17 protein-coding genes and 1 pseudogene are annotated in these 17,399 nt (G+C 37.7%); 7 read left to right on the top strand and 11 right to left on the bottom strand.

Annotated features, from left to right (window positions below):
* The first annotated feature begins 126 nt into the window (after nucleotides 1-126).
* From OC25_RS03110 to OC25_RS26660, 6 genes are all read left to right on the top strand, one after another.
* Complete coding sequence (locus tag OC25_RS03110; protein ID WP_039471537.1) at nucleotides 127-1,302, top strand: acetyl-CoA C-acyltransferase; 1,176 nt, start codon at nucleotides 127-129, stop codon at nucleotides 1,300-1,302.
* Between the two features lie 106 nt (nucleotides 1,303-1,408).
* Entirely contained in the window at nucleotides 1,409-1,759 is a 351-nt protein-coding gene (locus OC25_RS03115) for a four helix bundle protein (RefSeq protein WP_039471539.1), read from the top strand.
* Nucleotides 1,760-1,916: 157 nt separating this feature from the next.
* The gene (locus OC25_RS03120; protein WP_039471542.1) at nucleotides 1,917-3,710 is read left to right on the top strand and encodes an acyl-CoA dehydrogenase family protein; all 1,794 of its coding nucleotides are present in this window, start codon (nucleotides 1,917-1,919) and stop codon (nucleotides 3,708-3,710) included.
* Nucleotides 3,711-4,013: 303 nt separating this feature from the next.
* Complete coding sequence (locus OC25_RS03125) at nucleotides 4,014-4,460, top strand: FKBP-type peptidyl-prolyl cis-trans isomerase (RefSeq protein WP_039471544.1); 447 nt, start codon at nucleotides 4,014-4,016, stop codon at nucleotides 4,458-4,460.
* 69 nt (nucleotides 4,461-4,529) lie between these two features.
* On the top strand, nucleotides 4,530-5,015 hold the full coding sequence (locus tag OC25_RS03130; RefSeq protein ID WP_039471545.1) for an FKBP-type peptidyl-prolyl cis-trans isomerase: 486 nt from the start codon (nucleotides 4,530-4,532) through the stop codon (nucleotides 5,013-5,015).
* Between the two features lie 3 nt (nucleotides 5,016-5,018).
* Nucleotides 5,019-5,930, top strand: coding sequence for an FKBP-type peptidyl-prolyl cis-trans isomerase (locus tag OC25_RS26660; protein WP_052265912.1), 912 nt, complete (start codon nucleotides 5,019-5,021; stop codon nucleotides 5,928-5,930).
* Here the strand turns inward: OC25_RS26660 and OC25_RS03140 are convergent.
* The 11 genes from OC25_RS03140 to OC25_RS03190 all read right to left on the bottom strand — a co-directional run bounded on the left by OC25_RS03140 (nucleotide 5,920) and on the right by OC25_RS03190 (nucleotide 16,644).
* Nucleotides 5,920-7,224, bottom strand: a complete 1,305-nt coding sequence (locus OC25_RS03140; protein ID WP_039471547.1) for a cryptochrome/photolyase family protein — start codon at nucleotides 7,222-7,224, stop codon at nucleotides 5,920-5,922. The genes OC25_RS26660 and OC25_RS03140 overlap by 11 nt on opposite strands.
* Nucleotides 7,225-7,289: 65 nt before the next feature.
* Nucleotides 7,290-7,832, bottom strand: a complete 543-nt coding sequence (locus tag OC25_RS03145; protein ID WP_156131380.1) for a thermonuclease family protein — start codon at nucleotides 7,830-7,832, stop codon at nucleotides 7,290-7,292.
* The gene (locus OC25_RS03150) at nucleotides 7,820-8,029 is read right to left on the bottom strand and encodes a hypothetical protein (RefSeq protein ID WP_039471551.1); all 210 of its coding nucleotides are present in this window, start codon (nucleotides 8,027-8,029) and stop codon (nucleotides 7,820-7,822) included. The genes OC25_RS03145 and OC25_RS03150 overlap by 13 nt, the downstream gene beginning before the upstream one ends.
* Before the next feature lie 4 nt (nucleotides 8,030-8,033).
* Nucleotides 8,034-8,978 carry a hypothetical protein gene (locus OC25_RS03155; protein WP_039471553.1) on the bottom strand — a complete coding sequence of 315 codons (945 nt, stop codon included), beginning with the start codon at nucleotides 8,976-8,978 and terminating at the stop codon, nucleotides 8,034-8,036.
* Nucleotides 8,975-10,975, bottom strand: coding sequence for a phospholipase D-like domain-containing protein (locus tag OC25_RS03160; RefSeq protein WP_039471555.1), 2,001 nt, complete (start codon nucleotides 10,973-10,975; stop codon nucleotides 8,975-8,977). The genes OC25_RS03155 and OC25_RS03160 overlap by 4 nt, the downstream gene beginning before the upstream one ends.
* Before the next feature lie 75 nt (nucleotides 10,976-11,050).
* Complete coding sequence (locus tag OC25_RS03165; protein ID WP_039471557.1) at nucleotides 11,051-12,163, bottom strand: DUF4236 domain-containing protein; 1,113 nt, start codon at nucleotides 12,161-12,163, stop codon at nucleotides 11,051-11,053.
* A gap of 275 nt (nucleotides 12,164-12,438) precedes the next feature.
* Entirely contained in the window at nucleotides 12,439-13,503 is a 1,065-nt protein-coding gene (locus OC25_RS03170; protein WP_039471559.1) for a type I restriction endonuclease, read from the bottom strand.
* An 11-nt stretch (nucleotides 13,504-13,514) separates the two neighbouring features.
* Nucleotides 13,515-13,847 carry a YegP family protein gene (locus OC25_RS03175; RefSeq protein ID WP_039471561.1) on the bottom strand — a complete coding sequence of 111 codons (333 nt, stop codon included), beginning with the start codon at nucleotides 13,845-13,847 and terminating at the stop codon, nucleotides 13,515-13,517.
* A gap of 113 nt (nucleotides 13,848-13,960) precedes the next feature.
* The gene (locus OC25_RS03180) at nucleotides 13,961-14,626 is read right to left on the bottom strand and encodes a response regulator (RefSeq protein WP_039471563.1); all 666 of its coding nucleotides are present in this window, start codon (nucleotides 14,624-14,626) and stop codon (nucleotides 13,961-13,963) included.
* A 12-nt stretch (nucleotides 14,627-14,638) separates the two neighbouring features.
* Nucleotides 14,639-16,297 (bottom strand): tetratricopeptide repeat-containing sensor histidine kinase, encoded by a 1,659-nt coding sequence (locus OC25_RS03185; protein ID WP_052265913.1) that lies wholly within the window; start codon nucleotides 16,295-16,297, stop codon nucleotides 14,639-14,641.
* A gap of 149 nt (nucleotides 16,298-16,446) precedes the next feature.
* Complete coding sequence (locus OC25_RS03190) at nucleotides 16,447-16,644, bottom strand: hypothetical protein (protein ID WP_039471565.1); 198 nt, start codon at nucleotides 16,642-16,644, stop codon at nucleotides 16,447-16,449.
* 375 nt (nucleotides 16,645-17,019) lie between these two features.
* On the opposite strand from OC25_RS03190, the pseudogene OC25_RS03195 reads away from it, so the two are divergent.
* Nucleotides 17,020-17,399: pseudogene (locus OC25_RS03195) on the top strand (hypothetical protein); the annotation flags it as partial.

A 17,399-nucleotide genomic window follows, 5' to 3' on the forward strand; every position in this document is an offset into this window, starting at 1 on the left:
CAAGTATCAAGTATCAAGTATCAAGATACGGATTGTCGAAAAAAATACTCATCGTAATTAATAAATAAAATAATAATGCACGAATTAAGTCTTGATACTTGATTCTGGCTACTAGATACTAAAAAAATGGAAGCATATATAATAGCAGGATACCGTACAGCAGTGGGTAAAGCACCCCGCGGTGTATTCCGTTTCACAAGGGCCGACGATTTAGCTGCAGAAGTAATCAGGGCTCTGGTGGCCTCGGTGCCGAATTTAAATAACGAACAAATTGATGATGTAATAGTAGGTAACGCTACTCCGGAAGCTGAACAGGGCTTAAATATTGGTCGTATGATTTCGCTAATGGGCTTAGATACCGATAAGGTTCCGGGTGTTACCGTTAACAGGTATTGTGCCTCGGGTTTAGATACCATTGCTACTGCGGTGGCTAAGATCAAAGCCGGAATGGCCGATTGTATCATTGCAGGTGGTGTAGAGGTAATGAGTGGGATGCCCTTCGGCGGCTGGAAACTGGTGCCGAATGCAGAAGTAGCTAAGAATAATCCTGATTGGTACTGGGGAATGGGCTTAACTGCCGAAGCGGTTGCCAAAGAATATAAGGTAAGTCGTGAGGATCAGGATGCTTTTTCTTTAAAATCGCACGAAAAAGCGGTTCATGCCATTAAAAATGGTCATTTAAAAGATGGTTTACTGCCCATTACCGTAAACGAAAATTATCTGGATGCTAACCTGAAAAAGAAAACCCGTTCTTACGTGGTGGATACAGACGAAGGGCCGCGTGCAGATACTACGCTGGATAAACTCGCCAAATTGAAGCCTGTTTTTGATGCCGTTGGCAGTGTAACAGCAGGTAATTCTTCTCAAACATCAGACGGGGCAGCTTTTGTTCTGGTGGTTTCTGAAAAGAAAATGAAAGAGTTAAATGCCGAACCTATTGCCAGGCTGGTAAGTTACGGGGTAGCAGGTGTACCGCCGCGCATTATGGGCATTGGTCCGATTGAAGCCATTCCAAAAGCGTTGAAACAGGCAGGTTTGAAAAAAGAGGATATCGATTTGATTGAACTCAATGAAGCTTTTGCTTCCCAATCATTAGCGGTAATCAGAACCCTGGATTTAAACCCTGATGTGATTAATGTAAATGGAGGGGCAATTGCACTCGGGCATCCACTGGGCTGTACCGGCGCTAAACTTACCGTGCAAATCATGAACGAGCTTAAAAGACAAAACAAAAAATACGGAATGGTTACCATGTGCGTAGGAACCGGGCAAGGCGCTGCGGGGATATTTGAGTTGCTTTAATTAGTATCGAGATATGAGTATGTAGTATCAAGATTTAATAATAGGTGAATAAACCAGTTTATAAAATCATCCCGACATATTACTCAGTCACTAATACTAATCATATATGCACAATTTTAAAGAATTAAAAGTTTGGCAAAAATCAATTGATTTAGCAGTTGATGTTTACAAGGCTAGTTCGTTTTTGCCTGTTGATGAGAGATACGGTTTGATTTCTCAAATGAAAAGATGCGCTGTTTCAATATCCTCCAATATTGCTGAAGGAGCGGGTAGGGGAACCGGTGCACAGTTTAAATATTTTTTAACTATAAGTCAGGGCTCTGCTTTTGAACTGGAAACTCAGGTGATTATTTCAAATAGACTGGGATTATTAGATGATCCGCTTACCATTGATCTGATTGAAAAAACTACTGAGGTTCAAAAGATGATTTATGCCCTGGAAAGAAAATTAATTTGACGTGGGTATTAGGAGTCAAGATGTGAGTATCAAGTATCAAGATTGGATTACATAATAGGTTTTTTTGATCTAAACTTATCTTGATACTTGATACTGATGTCTTGATACCTGCTACTGATATCTTGATACTTAAATCTTGCTACTAGATACTATAACAATGGAAATAACTGAAAAAAAGACAATTAAAGGTGGCGAATTCTTAATTAAAGACACCACCTATCAGGAAGTATTTATCCCTGAAGAATTTGATGAAGAGCAGCAGATGATTGCACAAACCTGTCGCGATTTTCTCGAAGCAGAAGTTTATCCGAACTTAGATAAAATTGATAAACAGGAGGATCCGGAGTTAATGCCTTCATTGCTGACCAAGGCGGGCGAACTGGGTATTTTAGGTGTTTCAGTGCCTGAAGAATACGGCGGTTTTGGTAAGAATTTCAATACTTCCATGCTGGTTGCCGATGTGGTAGGTGCCGGTCATTCTTTTGCCGTTGCACTTTCTGCACACACTGGTATTGGTACCCTGCCTATTCTCTACTATGGTAATGCAGAGCAAAAAGCTAAATACATTCCTAAACTGGGTTCGGGCGAGTGGAAAGCCGCCTATTGTTTAACAGAACCCAATTCAGGATCTGATGCAAATTCGGGTAAAACCAAGGCGAAACTAAGCGAAGATGGCAAACATTACATCATCAATGGCCAAAAAATGTGGATCACCAATGGTGGTTTTGCTGATATTTTTATCGTTTTTGCCAAAATAGACGATGATAAAAACCTGACCGCATTTATAGTAGAAAAAGATTTTGGTGGCATTACCATGAACCCCGAAGAACACAAAATGGGTATCAAAGGTTCATCAACCCGTCAGGTGTTTTTTAACGATTGCCCTGTACCGGTAGAGAACATGTTGAGCGATCGGGAGAATGGATTTAAAATTGCTGTAAATATTTTAAATATCGGCCGGATCAAATTATCCGCTGCGGCAATTGGTGCCTCGAAAGCTACCTTAAATACTGCAATTAATTACTCAAACGAAAGGATTCAGTTTGATCGCCCGATTTCGAAATATGGGGCCATTCGTTTTAAAATTGCCGAAACTGCATCTAAACTCTATGCCGTTGATTCGGCCAATTATCGCGCCGGACAAAATATCGACGATACCTACGATCAGTTGGTTGCCGGTGGAATGGAGTCGGGTAAGGCCAGGTTAAAATCGGTTGAGCAGTTTGCCGTTGAATGTGCCATTTTAAAAGTATGGGGATCAGAAGCTTTAGATTATGCGGTAGATGAAGGCGTGCAGATTTATGGTGGTATGGGTTTCTCTGCCGATGCACCGATGGACAGGGCTTATCGTGATGCCCGTATTAACCGCATTTTCGAAGGTACAAACGAAATTAACCGTTTGCTTACCGTTGATATGATGTTAAAACGTGCCATGAAAGGAGAGCTCGATCTGATGACTCCGGCTACTGCGGTAGCTGCCGAGTTGATGAGTATCCCTGATTTTGGTGAAGAAGATACCACATTGTTTGCTGCAGAGAAAAAAGTATTGGCTAACCTGAAGAAAGCAACCTTAATGGTGGCTGGTGCCGCGGTACAGAAATTGATGATGACTTTAAGCAAAGAACAGGAAATTTTAATGAACATTGCCGATATGGCCAGTTATGTGTATGTAGCCGAATCAGCATTGCTGAGAACTGAAAAATTGGTTGCCATGCGTGGTGAAGCCGCGGTTGCCGGTCAGTTGGATTTACTGCGCATTTACCTGGTTGAAGCGGTTGATGGTATTGCCAAAGCAGGAAAAGAAGCCTTATGGGCTTTTGCCGAAGGCGATGAATTGCGCATGATGCAGGTAGGTTTACGCCGTTTTACCAAAATGGAACCGTTTAATGTTAAAGATGCCCGTCAAAGAGTAGCTAAGCAATTAATCGAAGCCAATAAGTATATTTTTTAAGAGAATAAATTAAGAATTCAAAGGTCTGTAACTTGAGCGTATATCTCAGGTTTCAGGCCTTTTTGCATGAATAAGGATTGAGATTCATGTGTAGATGATATTAATGAGGGGCTCGTCATTCCCAACTTGATCCGATAGCTATCGGATGTGAATCGTAATGCATCAGCTTTAAGATTCCCGCTTACGCGGGAATGACGACGGTTCTATTGAGCAGCATTAAGAAATTTGAAGCTTTACCAATCGAAATGATGCTTCATCTTTCAGTATGTTATATTTACAATATTAAAATCCTATTTTCGCTGCATGATTAAACTTAGATTCCTTACCGTACTCTTTTGCTGCATAGTAGCTATTTCAGCCTGTAAAAAAGACGAAGATCCCGAAAAGCAGATTGCAGAATTTATCCAGAAGAACAATATCAATGCAACCAAAGATGCGTCGGGATTATATTACCAGATCATTAAACCAGGCACAGGTTCTTTTACTTATCCGGCCAATACCAAAATTACCATTAAATACGAAGGCCGCTTATTAGACGGAAGTGTTTTCGATAACGGCGGTGGTAAAGCACAAACTTTTAATCTGGCCGAATTAATTCAAGGCTGGCAAATCGGGATTCCGAAAATTCAAAAAGGAGGCGAAATCAGGTTAATTGTGCCGCCGGGATTAGGTTATGGAAGCAGCGCTGTAGGACCAATACCGGGTAATTCGGTGCTCGATTTTAACATTCAACTTTCCGATACCCAGTAAGGGCAGGGCGCTATTTGTTAAAATTGGTTAAAAATTGTAGCATCCGTATTAAAAGCTTATTTTTGCGGAATGGCTAAGTTTAAATATATTATCCTATTAGTTTGTATTACAGGATGCTTCGCAGCTTGTAAAAAGAACACACCGGTAGACGATTACGATCCACTACCGCAGTTTAAGTCTGATACAACAGCAATTAGTGCTTTTGTGAAAACCAATAATATTCCAGCTGTAAAAGATGGCTATGGTATTTTTTACCAGATTATTGAACCAGGCTCGGGAAGTATAACCTATACCGCTTCTACTAAAATTACTGCCGATTACGAAGGGCGTCTTTTAAACGGAACCATTTTCGATAGCACGAAAGGAACACCTACTTCGTTTTTACTCGGAAATGTAATTGCTGGCTGGCAGATTGGCATCCAGCGGATACAAAAAGGAGGCAAAATCAGATTGATTATCCCTTCTTATTATGCTTATGGAACGCAATCGCCTTCAAGTTCTGTTCCGGCAAATTCAGTACTCGATTTTACTATAACACTTACAGACGTACAATAATAAATGAACAAATTTACTCAACTTAGCCTATTTACGCTTTTGCTGGCTACAGTGATTTTCAGCTCATGTAAAAAAGAGTATGAGTCTATCCAAAGTATAGATGATGCAGCTATAAAATCATATATTTCTAAGAATAACTTAACGTCGATGGTGCCAGACCCAGATAAAACCGGGTTTTATTTTCAGGTAACCAATCCAACTGATGGAAATTTATTTTTGAACTCTGATTCGATATTTTATGATATCACAGTGAAGTCGATGCAGAGTGGTTCAACTTATCTTCAATCTCCTGTTAATGGTAATTTAGGAACTTATGTTGGGTACTTAAATGGTTTTTTTCAGTCTTCGCTTTCTACAAGTGTAACCTATAATATCCCTGCATTAAGAACTGCTGCCTTAGCACTTAAGCCAGGTGGTACTGCGCGAATTTTATTACCATCATATCTTGCTTTTGGCAGGAACGGAGCTGGGCCAATTCCTTCAAATGAGAATCTTGATTTCACCCTTAAGTCTTATCCGTACCGTAAACAATGGTTATTTGATGATGTCAAAATTCAGAACTTCTTAACCAGTAAAGGTTTAGTCGCCACAAAAGATTTAAGCAGGGTATATTATATTGTAAATACACAAGGTACTGGTGATGCTATTAGTGGTGTTGAAAGTACTGTAACCATGAAATATACAGGTAGACTGTTGGATGGAACCGTTTTTGATTCTTCAACTGACGGAACATTTTCATCTGTTTTGACTAATTTAATCAAAGGTTGGCAGCTTATTGTGCCTAAGTTTAATGTTGGGTCAAAATTTAGAATCTTTGTTCCTTCCGATTTAGGCTATGGTACATCAGGATCTGGCGCAATTCCATCAAATGCTATTTTAGATTTCGATATCGAAATTGTAAGCGTTACGAATTAGCCAAAGCCGCTTTAAAAACTTTTAAAACTCTTTCCCTTGCAAAAGTATGCTCAACTATTGGTTGGGCATATTTTTTTGTGCCAAACTCTGGTACCCATTTTTTAATATATTCCAGCTTCGGATCGAATTTTTTGGTTTGCAGTTCGGGGTTAAACACCCTGAAATACGGAGCTGCATCGTTACCTGAGCCAGCTGCCCACTGCCAGCCACCTACGTTACTGGCCATTTCGTAGTCTAAAAGTTTTTCGGCAAAATAAGTTTCGCCCCAGCGCCAGTCTATGAGCAGGTGTTTGGTTAAGAAGCTTGCCACTACCATGCGTACGCGGTTATGCATCCAGCCCGTTTGGTTTAGCTGCCGCATTCCGGCATCAACAATAGGGTAGCCGGTATTGCCTTCGCACCAAGCCTTAAATTCATCCTCGTTGTTGCGCCATTTAATCTTATCGTACTGTTTTTTAAAAGAATCGGCCGCCGAATAGGGAAAATGCCAGAGTATGCTCATGTAAAATTCACGCCAGGCCAGCTCAGAAAGCCAGATATTCGATTTTGCTTCAATCGCATCACGTACAGCCTTACGGATGCTTAAGGTGCCAAAACGTAAATGTAAACCAATATGCGTAGTACTATCCAAAGCAGGAAAGTCGCGCTCTTTCGCATAACTATCCAGTTTACTTTTGTAGCTGAGTTTTGGAAAGTTAAGCTTACTTTTTTCAAAGCCCATTTCCTTTAACGAAGGTAAGGGCAGATTTTTAGCAGGCAACAGATTTTTATAATACTTTTGAGTAGGGTAGGCTTTGGTGTAAAAGGAGTTTAATTTGGCATGCCATTGTTTGTAAAAGGGCGTAAAAACAGTGTAAGGTGTTTGATCTGCTTTTAAAATTTCATTCTTTTCAAAAATAACCTGGTCTTTATACGTTTTAAAAGCAATTTTCTCGCTGGTTAAAAATTCAGCCATGTTATCGTCGCGTTCGCGGGCATAAGGCTCATAATCGTGGTTGGTGTAAACAGCTGCTACTTCGTAATCACCTAAAATTTCGGACCAGATTTTTTCGGGTTTACCGTATTTAACCAAAAGGTCTGAACCATGCGCTTGCAAATCCTTTTTTAAATCTTCAATAGTTTGATAATTGAAGGTTACGCGGGCATCGTCTTCAGGCAGTTTGTCGAGAATGTTTTTATCGAAAATAAAGAGGGATAAAACCGGGTGACCGCTTTTTAATGCGTGGTAAAATCCGGCATTATCGGTTAAACGTAAATCGCGGCGGAACCAAAAGATGGAGATAGCTTTCTTCATATAAAAAGGATGTTGCTCAAAGGTAATAACAGCAAACTACATTGCTGGTTTATTTTTTACGCCTTTTATTTTGAAATACTTACTCCTGGCAGGCTATTGTGCTTCGGTTTCCGCCATTCCCAGGGCGGTGTGGGAGTAGCATCACTCCATAAGCCTACCTTATTTTTGCGGGCAGTTATTTCCAGTTGAGCATATAGCGGATCTTTCGAATATTTTTTAAAGTGCCAGGCCATACCAAGCTTAATCATTTCCTGGTTTACCACCTGTTTCTTGTTATTGACTACCACGGCAATCAACCTGCGGTAGCGGTCGTACTTTTCGGCGTAAACGGTTACATTTTGCCCGAAACATAAATCAGATAAAGCTTTTTTAGCGTTGCTGCCAAAAGGTTGCCTGCCTCTTTTCTCGGGGCAGTCTATATGTGCCAAACGTACTTTGGTTGGTGTTTGCTGGTACAGGATTTCCATGGTATCGCCATCCATAATCCGGATTACCTTTGCTGTAAAAATACGTTTCTTTAAATCAGGTGCTTTTGCATAAATGCCTTGCTGACTGTCAAAAACCGGATGAAAACATAAAATAAAACCCAGTAAAATTAATCTTCCCATCCACACAATGTTTTTCCGTCGGCTTTAGCCTTTTCCAATGTCATTTTTAAAATTTTATGCTGGCAGGTGCTCAGCCCTTTGCAGTTTTCTTTGAGGTGATATTTTTTGGCACCGTTACTGTTGCAAATATACACCGTTGTAGATTCGGTACAAGTGGTGTTGGCAAAAAAGAAGAAGATGATGAGGAGCGTTTTCATGCGGTTAGTTACTTTTTTTTATAAAATCCACTATATACTTGTTAGCTTCTTGCTTATTACTAGCAATAGCTTTAAGCTCAAATCTTTTTAACCCAGAGTTCTTTAGCCAATCAGTCCAAATTAGTTTCATAATTTCCATATCGGTAGGATGTTTGGTTGCAACCCCTGCTTTAGAGAGAGATCTGTCGTACATTTCTAACACTATTACTTCAAGATTTTTTAGGAAAGGGTTTTTTACCGGGTTAATTTTGAATTTAGGGTTCTTTGATAAAAAAAATGACATATCAGCCCCTTTTGATTTCAAAAAAGCATCTCTAAAGGCTGTTACCTTTGACGAACTTAAATCATAACCTTTGTTATAAATACCGGCTTCAATGTAACCATCGGTCAGCAGGATCATGATGTTACGGAATTTATGGACTATTTTACCATTTTTTATATCCGGCAAGATAACTCTGTCATCGATACCAGACTGAAAATATGTCCATATATCTGCGCCATTCTTTGCAACGATAGATTTATTATTAAATCTTTTGTACTCAGAAATTAAATTAATAATATCTTTTGGTAGAGTACGAGATACATTATTTCTTCCCAAAATGTAGTTTATTCTTTCGGACTGCCTATCAAATCTTTGAAAGTCAATAGTCAGTACATCTGTGTTGATTTTGTATAATCCAATAAGTCCTTTGTTAATAAAATCAATGCTATAATGATCTAATTGGCCATCATCTCTATTTAACCGTAAAAAGTATGGCCATATATTGTTAAATATTCCTTGAACAATATCAACATCATCAACTGCTTTTGGATATAAACGCGAATCTAATCGATTTGATAAATCAGGAACGATAATTAGATTATAATGGGTTATTTCTCTCTTTTTTTGAGCGTATAGATTAACGTAAACTAGGCACAATAATGAATAGATTAAAAAATGCTTTTTCATGAAATTTTTACTCTTTTATCGATTTGTGAACTTCTTATTTTTTCGTTTTGCCAATTTACTACTGTGTCAAATGCCTCTCTAGACTTTTCAGTAGCTTTTGTGATAGCATATTCTTCATGTAGATAATCATTCCAGCCCTCCAAAAAGATATTGATCCTGTCATTGAGAGAGTCTATTGAAATAGGAAGATTATCATTTTCTACGTGACTTTTATAAATGGTAGAAATATCCGTAATATTTTGTTTCCCGGTAATTAGATCTGTTTTTTTTATTTCTCTTAGCAAGTTTAGCCTATTAGGAATCGATATGAGTTTGGTTTCAATAATTTTATACTGAGCCTCTAAACCGATATTTTTTCCTTCTATCAAAAATATTTCACCTTTAACAGTTAGAACTTTTTCTTCTTCTTGTTTCAGGTCTTCGTGCATTTGTTTAATAAGCAAGTCGTTTTTTATGGTGGCGATGTCAGGGTTTCTTTCATCAAATATTAGCATGAGCTTTTCAAAGGCAAACTTTAACATTAGTAAACCAAAGCCCCCTAATAGGAATACCAGATAGAAATTGGGATCTTTAAAAGCCATGGTTATTTGCCATGTTTCTGTCAGGTAGCCACTATCATATTTCATTTGATAGATGGCGGCTGAGACTTTATATGCAATTGCCGTGTCAACAAATAAAATTCCTATAACAAACATGCTTATGATTAGCCACTGTTTCTTTGTGAATAACTTAATCAAGGCACAGAATAATGGAATGCTTACAAAGAGTAGTATGAAAACAATTCCTGATCCGCCTTTTGAAAAAGTTAAGGATAAAGCTTTAGGATTAAATATTTCCATTGGAATTGCATCTAATCCAGCGTCTTTTGCCGCTTTCGCATCATCAATTGCAAATAATAAAATGTAGCACGCCGACGAATAAAAAATAAAAAGGTAAGTGATTAGACAAATATTAGCGAATAATACTGGAATAAATTCATACCATTTGAATTTGGGGGTAACAAAGTCTCTTTGTGCGTTTCTTATTCTGTCTTTGATTTCAACAGTATTCTTTTCTAGAAGTGTTACTTTTCCATCCTTTAAATTTTGGATTTCCTGTCTGTTTTTTTCAGTTTCTGCTTTAAGGTTGATTAATTGATTATTGGCATTAAGAGTTTCATTTTCTGCTTCAACTTCTGCTGTTTGTAATTGTAAATTAAGACTTTCTTCAAATGCATTAATACTTTTGACCTCTTGCTCTTCGATCTTTGTCCTTAATCTTTTCTTCTTATCTTCAACAACATCTATATCATTAATAAAAACAGAATAAACAGTATCTAGTGATTTCGTCAGTACCTGGTGGTCTCCATTATTAAATTTAGAGCGATCATAACCCTGACTTCTTAAAAATGTTCGATCAAAATTTCCAATTTCGGCTGCGATCATAGAATCAAGTACTTTTGTGAATTCGGAAATAGCATGATCTCTGGCGCTATCACTTTCAGCTTTTGTCTCAACTTTTAACGGCTCTGATGGAATATCATTTAAAGGTATTCCCCTCTGTTGTGCAGCCTTTTGATTGATATCGTTGAAATTTGCAATTAAATTTGCAACCGTTTCCTTATGATTAGTGACTATTATGCTTTCATGATTATTTTTTCTTGCATTTACTGACCAATTATACGAACCGTGAAGAGCAATACGTTTGTCTATCACGCAAAATTTCTGGTTCATAATACCGTAACCAACATTTTTTATTTTGGTTACTGAAGCGCCCAATGAAACAAGTTCATCAAAATCGAGTTTAAGGTTCTCTTGATTATCGGCAATAATTAACTCTATCCTTACATTTTGAGATGCCTTGCCTTTTATAATTTCAAATAATTCATCATCAGTGAACCACGCACTGGCAATTAAAATTTCGAAATCTGCACCTTCTAGTTCTTTTACTATCCTGGCAAAAATTTCTTTATTATCGTGCAATACTTGTTGGTCAAGTTGGATGTTTTCTGTGAGCATGATAGTTTTATTTATGGGTTAGTTTTGTATCCCAGCTATTTTCATTGTTGGTGTACACGGTAAGTTATTTTTAGCTTAATTCAACTGTTTGATTAATGCTTGATAATCTCTAAACGCTTGACTAAATTCTTCAGTAAACTCATAGTTGCTGAATTCATACTCTTCATTTAGACCTGTGTTTGTTCGCAAATTAATCTGACCATATTTAGCAATTGGAATTTGGTAATTGCCTTTAAACCTTTTATCAGGAGTACCATTTTTGTTTACTTTTGCCCATGTTCGGTCAATCACTTTTGAGTCTCTGGGTACAATGCCCGTTTCGGTGAACCTCACGTAACTTTGCTGTAGATTAATTTCATCCAGCCCTATAATGGCGAATTCTGTTTTGTTCGAATACATAATTATGAAACTAGGATAGAAATATAAATCAGCACCATTTGCATTTTCAAAATAAAGAGCCTCAAAATCCGATCTGATTTCTTTAATGGATTTAAGCGAGAATCTAACATCCCTTTTATTCACTATTGTACTTGCAGATGAACGTGCTGCAACCCTGTCTTGAAAGTGGGCACTTGTTACATCCCAGATTTTATGAGAGGTAGTTAAATTTTTAAATGTTTGAACTAGTGTGTTGTATTTTTCTTTGATTTCTTGTTCAAATTCAACTTCTAGCTTTACATAGCAATTGTCAATTTGTTCTTTAGTTTGGTCAATTGCCTCTTTTTGTGCCTGTATATCTGTTTTTAGCTGAATTGGAATTTGCTTTTTTATAATACCATAGAGGAATACATAACTTAATAAAAGTTTCGTTTTTGAAGCACCTAAAGTTGTTTGGATTTTGAGTAGATCACTCTTTAATTCCTTTTTTTGTTCCTGGGCTAGAATAATTGCTTCTTTTACACCCTGCATGTTCTGACTGGTTATCTCTTGAATATCGGCGCTAAAAATATTTCCAAAAAGTTCAATAGGTTGCTCCTGATTATAAGTTTCAGGTTTTGGACTCGATTCAGAAAGTTTATACCTGCTGTTCAGCCCCAAAAATGGAACAGATGTATTTAAATATGTTCCTGATTTTCCAAAAGTTATACTCGCGCCCTTAACTCCTATAGAAGTTGATATGCCACTTTTACTTAAATTTAAATGCACTCCAGGGATAATTTTTATTCGTTTGCGGAAACTCCAAGCCATTGTTCTAAAGTTTTAATTTGAATTGTTTGTGAGATTGTTTAACACTTCAAAACTACCCAACCTGATACGGCTCTCCTTACGGGAAACCGTAAAGCAAAAATTATTTTGGAAAAAGAAACGGCTTGATTTTTAGGCTAATATTCCAATGCTTTTGTTTCTTCGGAGGTGCTGTTCAAATGGCTTTAAACAAAAATGGGAGATTGCCCATTCAACCTGAAAGGCCGATAGCGCAATCTCCTGCATTTGATTGAGAGCTGAGCGTTAAACGTAGCTTTTTAGTATTGATCTACCGTTTGGTGGAGCTGGTTTCTGAAACCATAAATTTCGTCCAGGCTATTCAATAGGTTTTTTTCTCCTGCATCTTTGCCATTGTGAAAAGTTTCCAGGTATTTATTGGTCGTATTAAAATGAAACCTGCAGATGGGCTTCCGGTTGTTGTCGTCCAGGAGCACGCCAAAGTAAGATTGGGTATCGCGCGGGGCAATGCGCGTGGCCGAAATCTTTTCGCGTAAAATGGCTTTTACAATCTGGAAAGCTTCCAGTTCCTCTTCGGTAGTTACAATTTTTGAAACATCAGTACTGTCATCGGCTACATCCACCCGGTTATCTTCCTGCTTTTTAATGGTTTCGTTAATGTTTAGTGCTGATTTTAACCGGTCGCTGATCGATTCGTTAATGGAAATGCTAAGGGCTTTTTTGGCATATTCTTTAAAGGCCAGCATGCGGTTTGCGGTTAAAGGCTTATCGAAAAAGCGGTTTACCAGCAGTTTAACCAATTCGTCAGTAGGGTTTTCGATTTCTTTTTCAAATTCTTTCCTGATGGCCTTAATGTATTTCAGGGCCTCGGCCGAATCGAGAATGGTTTCGAGGTTGTAACCATTTTTAGTAAAGCTTTCCAGTATTTTAATCGAACTGTCTTTCAGGTCTTCAATATCGATGGTTAAGAAAGGCTTCTCGTCCATAATATTGGGCTTTTCCAAATCGGCGTAAAAATTATACACCCGGCCATTGGTTAATACGCCAAATCTGGCTTTCGAAACATGATAGTAACGGTGCAGTTGCGAGTTATGTGCATCGGCATTTTCTTTCCAGTGCTTGCATTCAAAAATGAGAATCGGTTCGTCGTTTTTTCTGATTACGTAATCTACTTTTTCGCCTTTTTTTGTGCCGATATCGCAAATGTGTTCTGGAATAACCTCGGTTGGATTAAAAATATCGTAACCTAAAATCTGTATAAAAGGCATTACGAAAGCATTTTTGGTGGCTTCTTCGGTTTGTATCTGCTCTTTTAAGCCATTTACACGTTGGTGAAGCTGTTCGAGCTTTAGTTTAAGTTCCATAAGCTTAGGATTTAAATGGTTTCGTCGATAATTGTTGCCCCGGGAGCATTGTTTTTAACAGATTCGATTCCATTATCGCGACCTGCTTCCGTAGCGTACATTTGGCTGGTGCCAATAATTTCGCCATTGCCGGCCTTCAGGTTGAAATAATACTTCTGGTTAGTAGAAATCTTTCTGTCGTATCTCGCATCATTAGTGGCATTGCTTTTAACCGATTCGATTCCTTTAATGCACGAAGCTTTGGCCACATAACCTTCGCTGGTTAAAATAACCTGTCCGTTAACCGCTTCCAGGTTAAACTGGTATTCGTTGTTTTTCCTTTTGGTAATGATAAATTTTCCCATAATTAAGTTTTTAGCTGTCCAAAAGTAGGATGGGTGGAAAGGCTTTCCTTACGGTTAACCGTAAAGCACTTAATTATCTAAAAAATAAGAAATGTGGCAAAGAGGGAATGCACCTAAATAATTTTATTGGCAATGCAATGCGCAATCAACTGACCGTTGTTGGAAATATTTAGGGTTGTTTTAATCAGATTGATGCGTTTTTCGATACTACTGAGACCAGAAGGTTCCAGCTTTTTCTGCTTTAAAAGATCAGGCATTTCTTTTTGCGTTCTGCCTTCCAGCAGTAAAGCAACAATAGCCTTGTCGTATTCGGTAAAAACATGAGCGTTTGCCTGTTTTTGCCTAAGATTGGGCGAGTGGTATTTTTTATGTTTATAAATGCTTTCTATAGCCAGTTTTAAATCTTTTGCATCATGTCTGGCTTTCGGTACAAAAGCATCGATATTCAATTCTTTAAAAAGTGCATTAGCTATTAGTGCCCGGTTTTCAATAGAGAATACCAATACTTTTAAATCAGGCTGTATAGCCCGTACCGCTTTAATCAATTCCCGCCCGTTGTTTATTTTTTGCGCTGTCGGTTCTTCATCAAATGAAAGGTCTGTAATAATCAGTTCGTATGGATTGCCCTCATTCAGGGCTTTTTGTACACGCGTTAGTGCTGCGTCGCAATAAAATACATAGTCATTATTGGTGATAGTGATACCCAGATCGGTCAATGCATTACGAAGGGAAAGGTTTACAATTTCGTGGTCTTCGGCTATCAATACGTTTTTGAACATAGCTATACTTTTTTAAATTGGAAATGAGAATTCAATTTCAAGCCCTTTATCAGGCTTGGTGTCAAAAGTAATGCGCCCCGAAATACTTTCAATACGGGTTTCCGTATTATTTAACCCGTTTTTCCTGACTGCTCCCTGCATGCCTTTACCATTGTCAAAGTATAAAACAGTTATTTGCTGATCTTTACGCTCAAAGCTGATATTTACCTGATCTGCTTCGCTATGTTTATCCATATTGGTCATGAGGTTTTGCAGGATTAAATACACCTCATTTTTTGTAGTGGCTTTTACATTTGCCCAAAGTGCATCATCGTTTCCTTTTACGGCAACATCCGTTTTTGCTGATGAATATGCATACAACATCTTGGAGAGTTCTTTTACAAAACTTTCTTCCAGATTCATATCTCCGTTTTCGTATGAAAGATCTCTCGATATCTGATAAATAACTTCCAGTTTATCAGCTAGTATGGTTTTATTCATTTCAGGAGCATTCTCTACTTCCGACATTACCTGATATATTTTATTGGCTACCCCATCATGAACTTTTTTAACGTATTTGAGCTCGGTTTTCTTTACCTCCAATTCTTTTTCCTGCTTCAGCTCTTTTTGTCTTTTACGATATAGGATAAAGCCAATTATTAAGCATAGTATTAAAACTCCAAGGCCTATATTTTTGCGGAGGATATCATTTTGTTTTTCTACATTGTCTGCCTGGGCTTTTAGGAAATCTGCTCTATTCTTTTCAGAGTCGTAGCGGATGAGGGCAAATTGATTTTTTGCTGCACTGCGGGCAGTTTGCAAGCTGTCGTCAATACTTTGGTATTTTTGAAAATATTGCTTTGTTGCTATAGCAGGGCTAAGTTTGATTAATTTTTGTAGTGCTTCGAGCCGGTCATCAGGGCTATTCAGTTTTGTTGCAGTCAGATACATCTTTTTGGCATAACTAAATGCTGAATCAGGTTTTTTCTTTTCGTAATAATCGGCGAGATGTGCATAGCTTGCATTTTGCCCCCATTCATCCTTTTCTAAATAACGAATTTGCAATGCTTTTGAAAAATCTGCCAGTGGATTATAATTGGGATTTTGAAGCCATTTTGTTCTAGCTGCATTAGAAAGTACCCTTGCATACTCTTTCTTATCGCTAATTTTTCTCAAAACTTCATTGTAAATATCGATCGCGTTTAAATAAGCTCCACTTTTTTGATAAGCTAAAGCTTTATTATTAAGGAACCGTAATTTATATGCATCGTTTCTGCAAAATTTTAGTGCCAGGTTATAATAATTTATGGCCTCTGTATATCTTTTAAAATACGTACTGTTTAAGCCAAGCTCATTATAATCAGATGCAAGGCAAGCGAGATCAGTCTGTTTATGCTCGTTTAAGAAGCCTAACGATAATGTTAAGCTTTCCTGTCCTCCAAAATAATCTCCGGCATCTGATTGTATTACTGCCATATAATTATAAGCCATGGCCACTTGTAAGCTATCTTTAGCAGTGGTAGTTACTTTGTTGAAGTAATAAAATGAAGAGTCATTATTTTTAAAGAAAAATGATTCTGCTATCTCAAAGGTTTGATTTTTAACATTTTTAACAGGCGTTTTGGTGGTGTTTTCTTTCTTACAAGCAAATGCCACCAAAATAAAAAATACGAGAATATGTGTTTTTTTCAAGAGCGAGAGTAATTATTTACTCAAATATAAAAAAACAGGATAGTTTTTGCTTAAATGTTTTGACATTGTTTTATAAACAAAAAAAGTAAGGCAGAAAGTACTGCCTTACTTGTCATTGAGATAATTTTTATCCCGGGTCGAACCACAAACTATGGATTTTTTGGCGGAACATGTGAACCTTCGCCACCGGTATCATCACCTGGATCAGTTGGAGGTTCGTCTCCAGGATCACCCGGATCAGTTCCGGTAGCACTTACTGTTGTACCGGTTTGAGGTGCGCAATTGTTATTTGTATTTGATGGTGTTGCCAAACCTAATAGGATGGCAATAAATAATGGTAAAAACATGACTTTAAAAATTTAAAAGTGAAATACATTGTAGGCCACCGCGTATCGTACGCGGCGTTGCTACGGGTTTGTAAATCAGAAGGCCTTCTGAATTTTTGGGAAGTCTGAGTTTCCATCGCGGGAGCTGATAACTGCTTCCCAGGTCGGCTATAAACCACCGCGATTTCTACTCTTTTTATTCAATTAATTTTTTGCTTAGCTTAGTGTTTGTTTTGCCGCTTGAACTAATTGTTGGAACAAATATCGGACGGTCAAAAAGCTTATTGCCAGAGAATTCCGGTTATTCTTATAATTCTTTTTTAATTCTTTTTGGATTCCGGAAAACCGTATGGATTCCGAAAATTCCTATTTTACTTTTACGCTAAATTTTTGAATATGCCTGAAAATTACCAAGACGCAGTATTGGCTGCTTATAAGCAGAAAAAGAAGGAAGAGGGCAGTGGCCTGCCTTTAAATCTATTAAAGCCGACTACGGTCAAGCTGAAAAGGGAATGTTTGAAGAGATATGATAAAAGTGATGAGGCTAAGAATGTATTTTCAGATTTTTTTGATGTAGATCGTTTAGATACTGAATTTCATGAGTATATTTTAGGAAAAGACCCTGATGACTTTAAAGCTCTTTTAAATCATTTGCAGGAGAAAACAACAAAAACAGATGAGAAAAACACAGAGCTCCTAGCTTGGTTGATTGATTTTAAGCCAAGACCCAGCATCGCATATTATACAAATCCACCCGGTGGTACATTGTCACCCCC

It is taken from the genome of Pedobacter kyungheensis (assembly GCF_000812965.1).
GTDB lineage: Bacteria > Bacteroidota > Bacteroidia > Sphingobacteriales > Sphingobacteriaceae > Pedobacter > Pedobacter kyungheensis.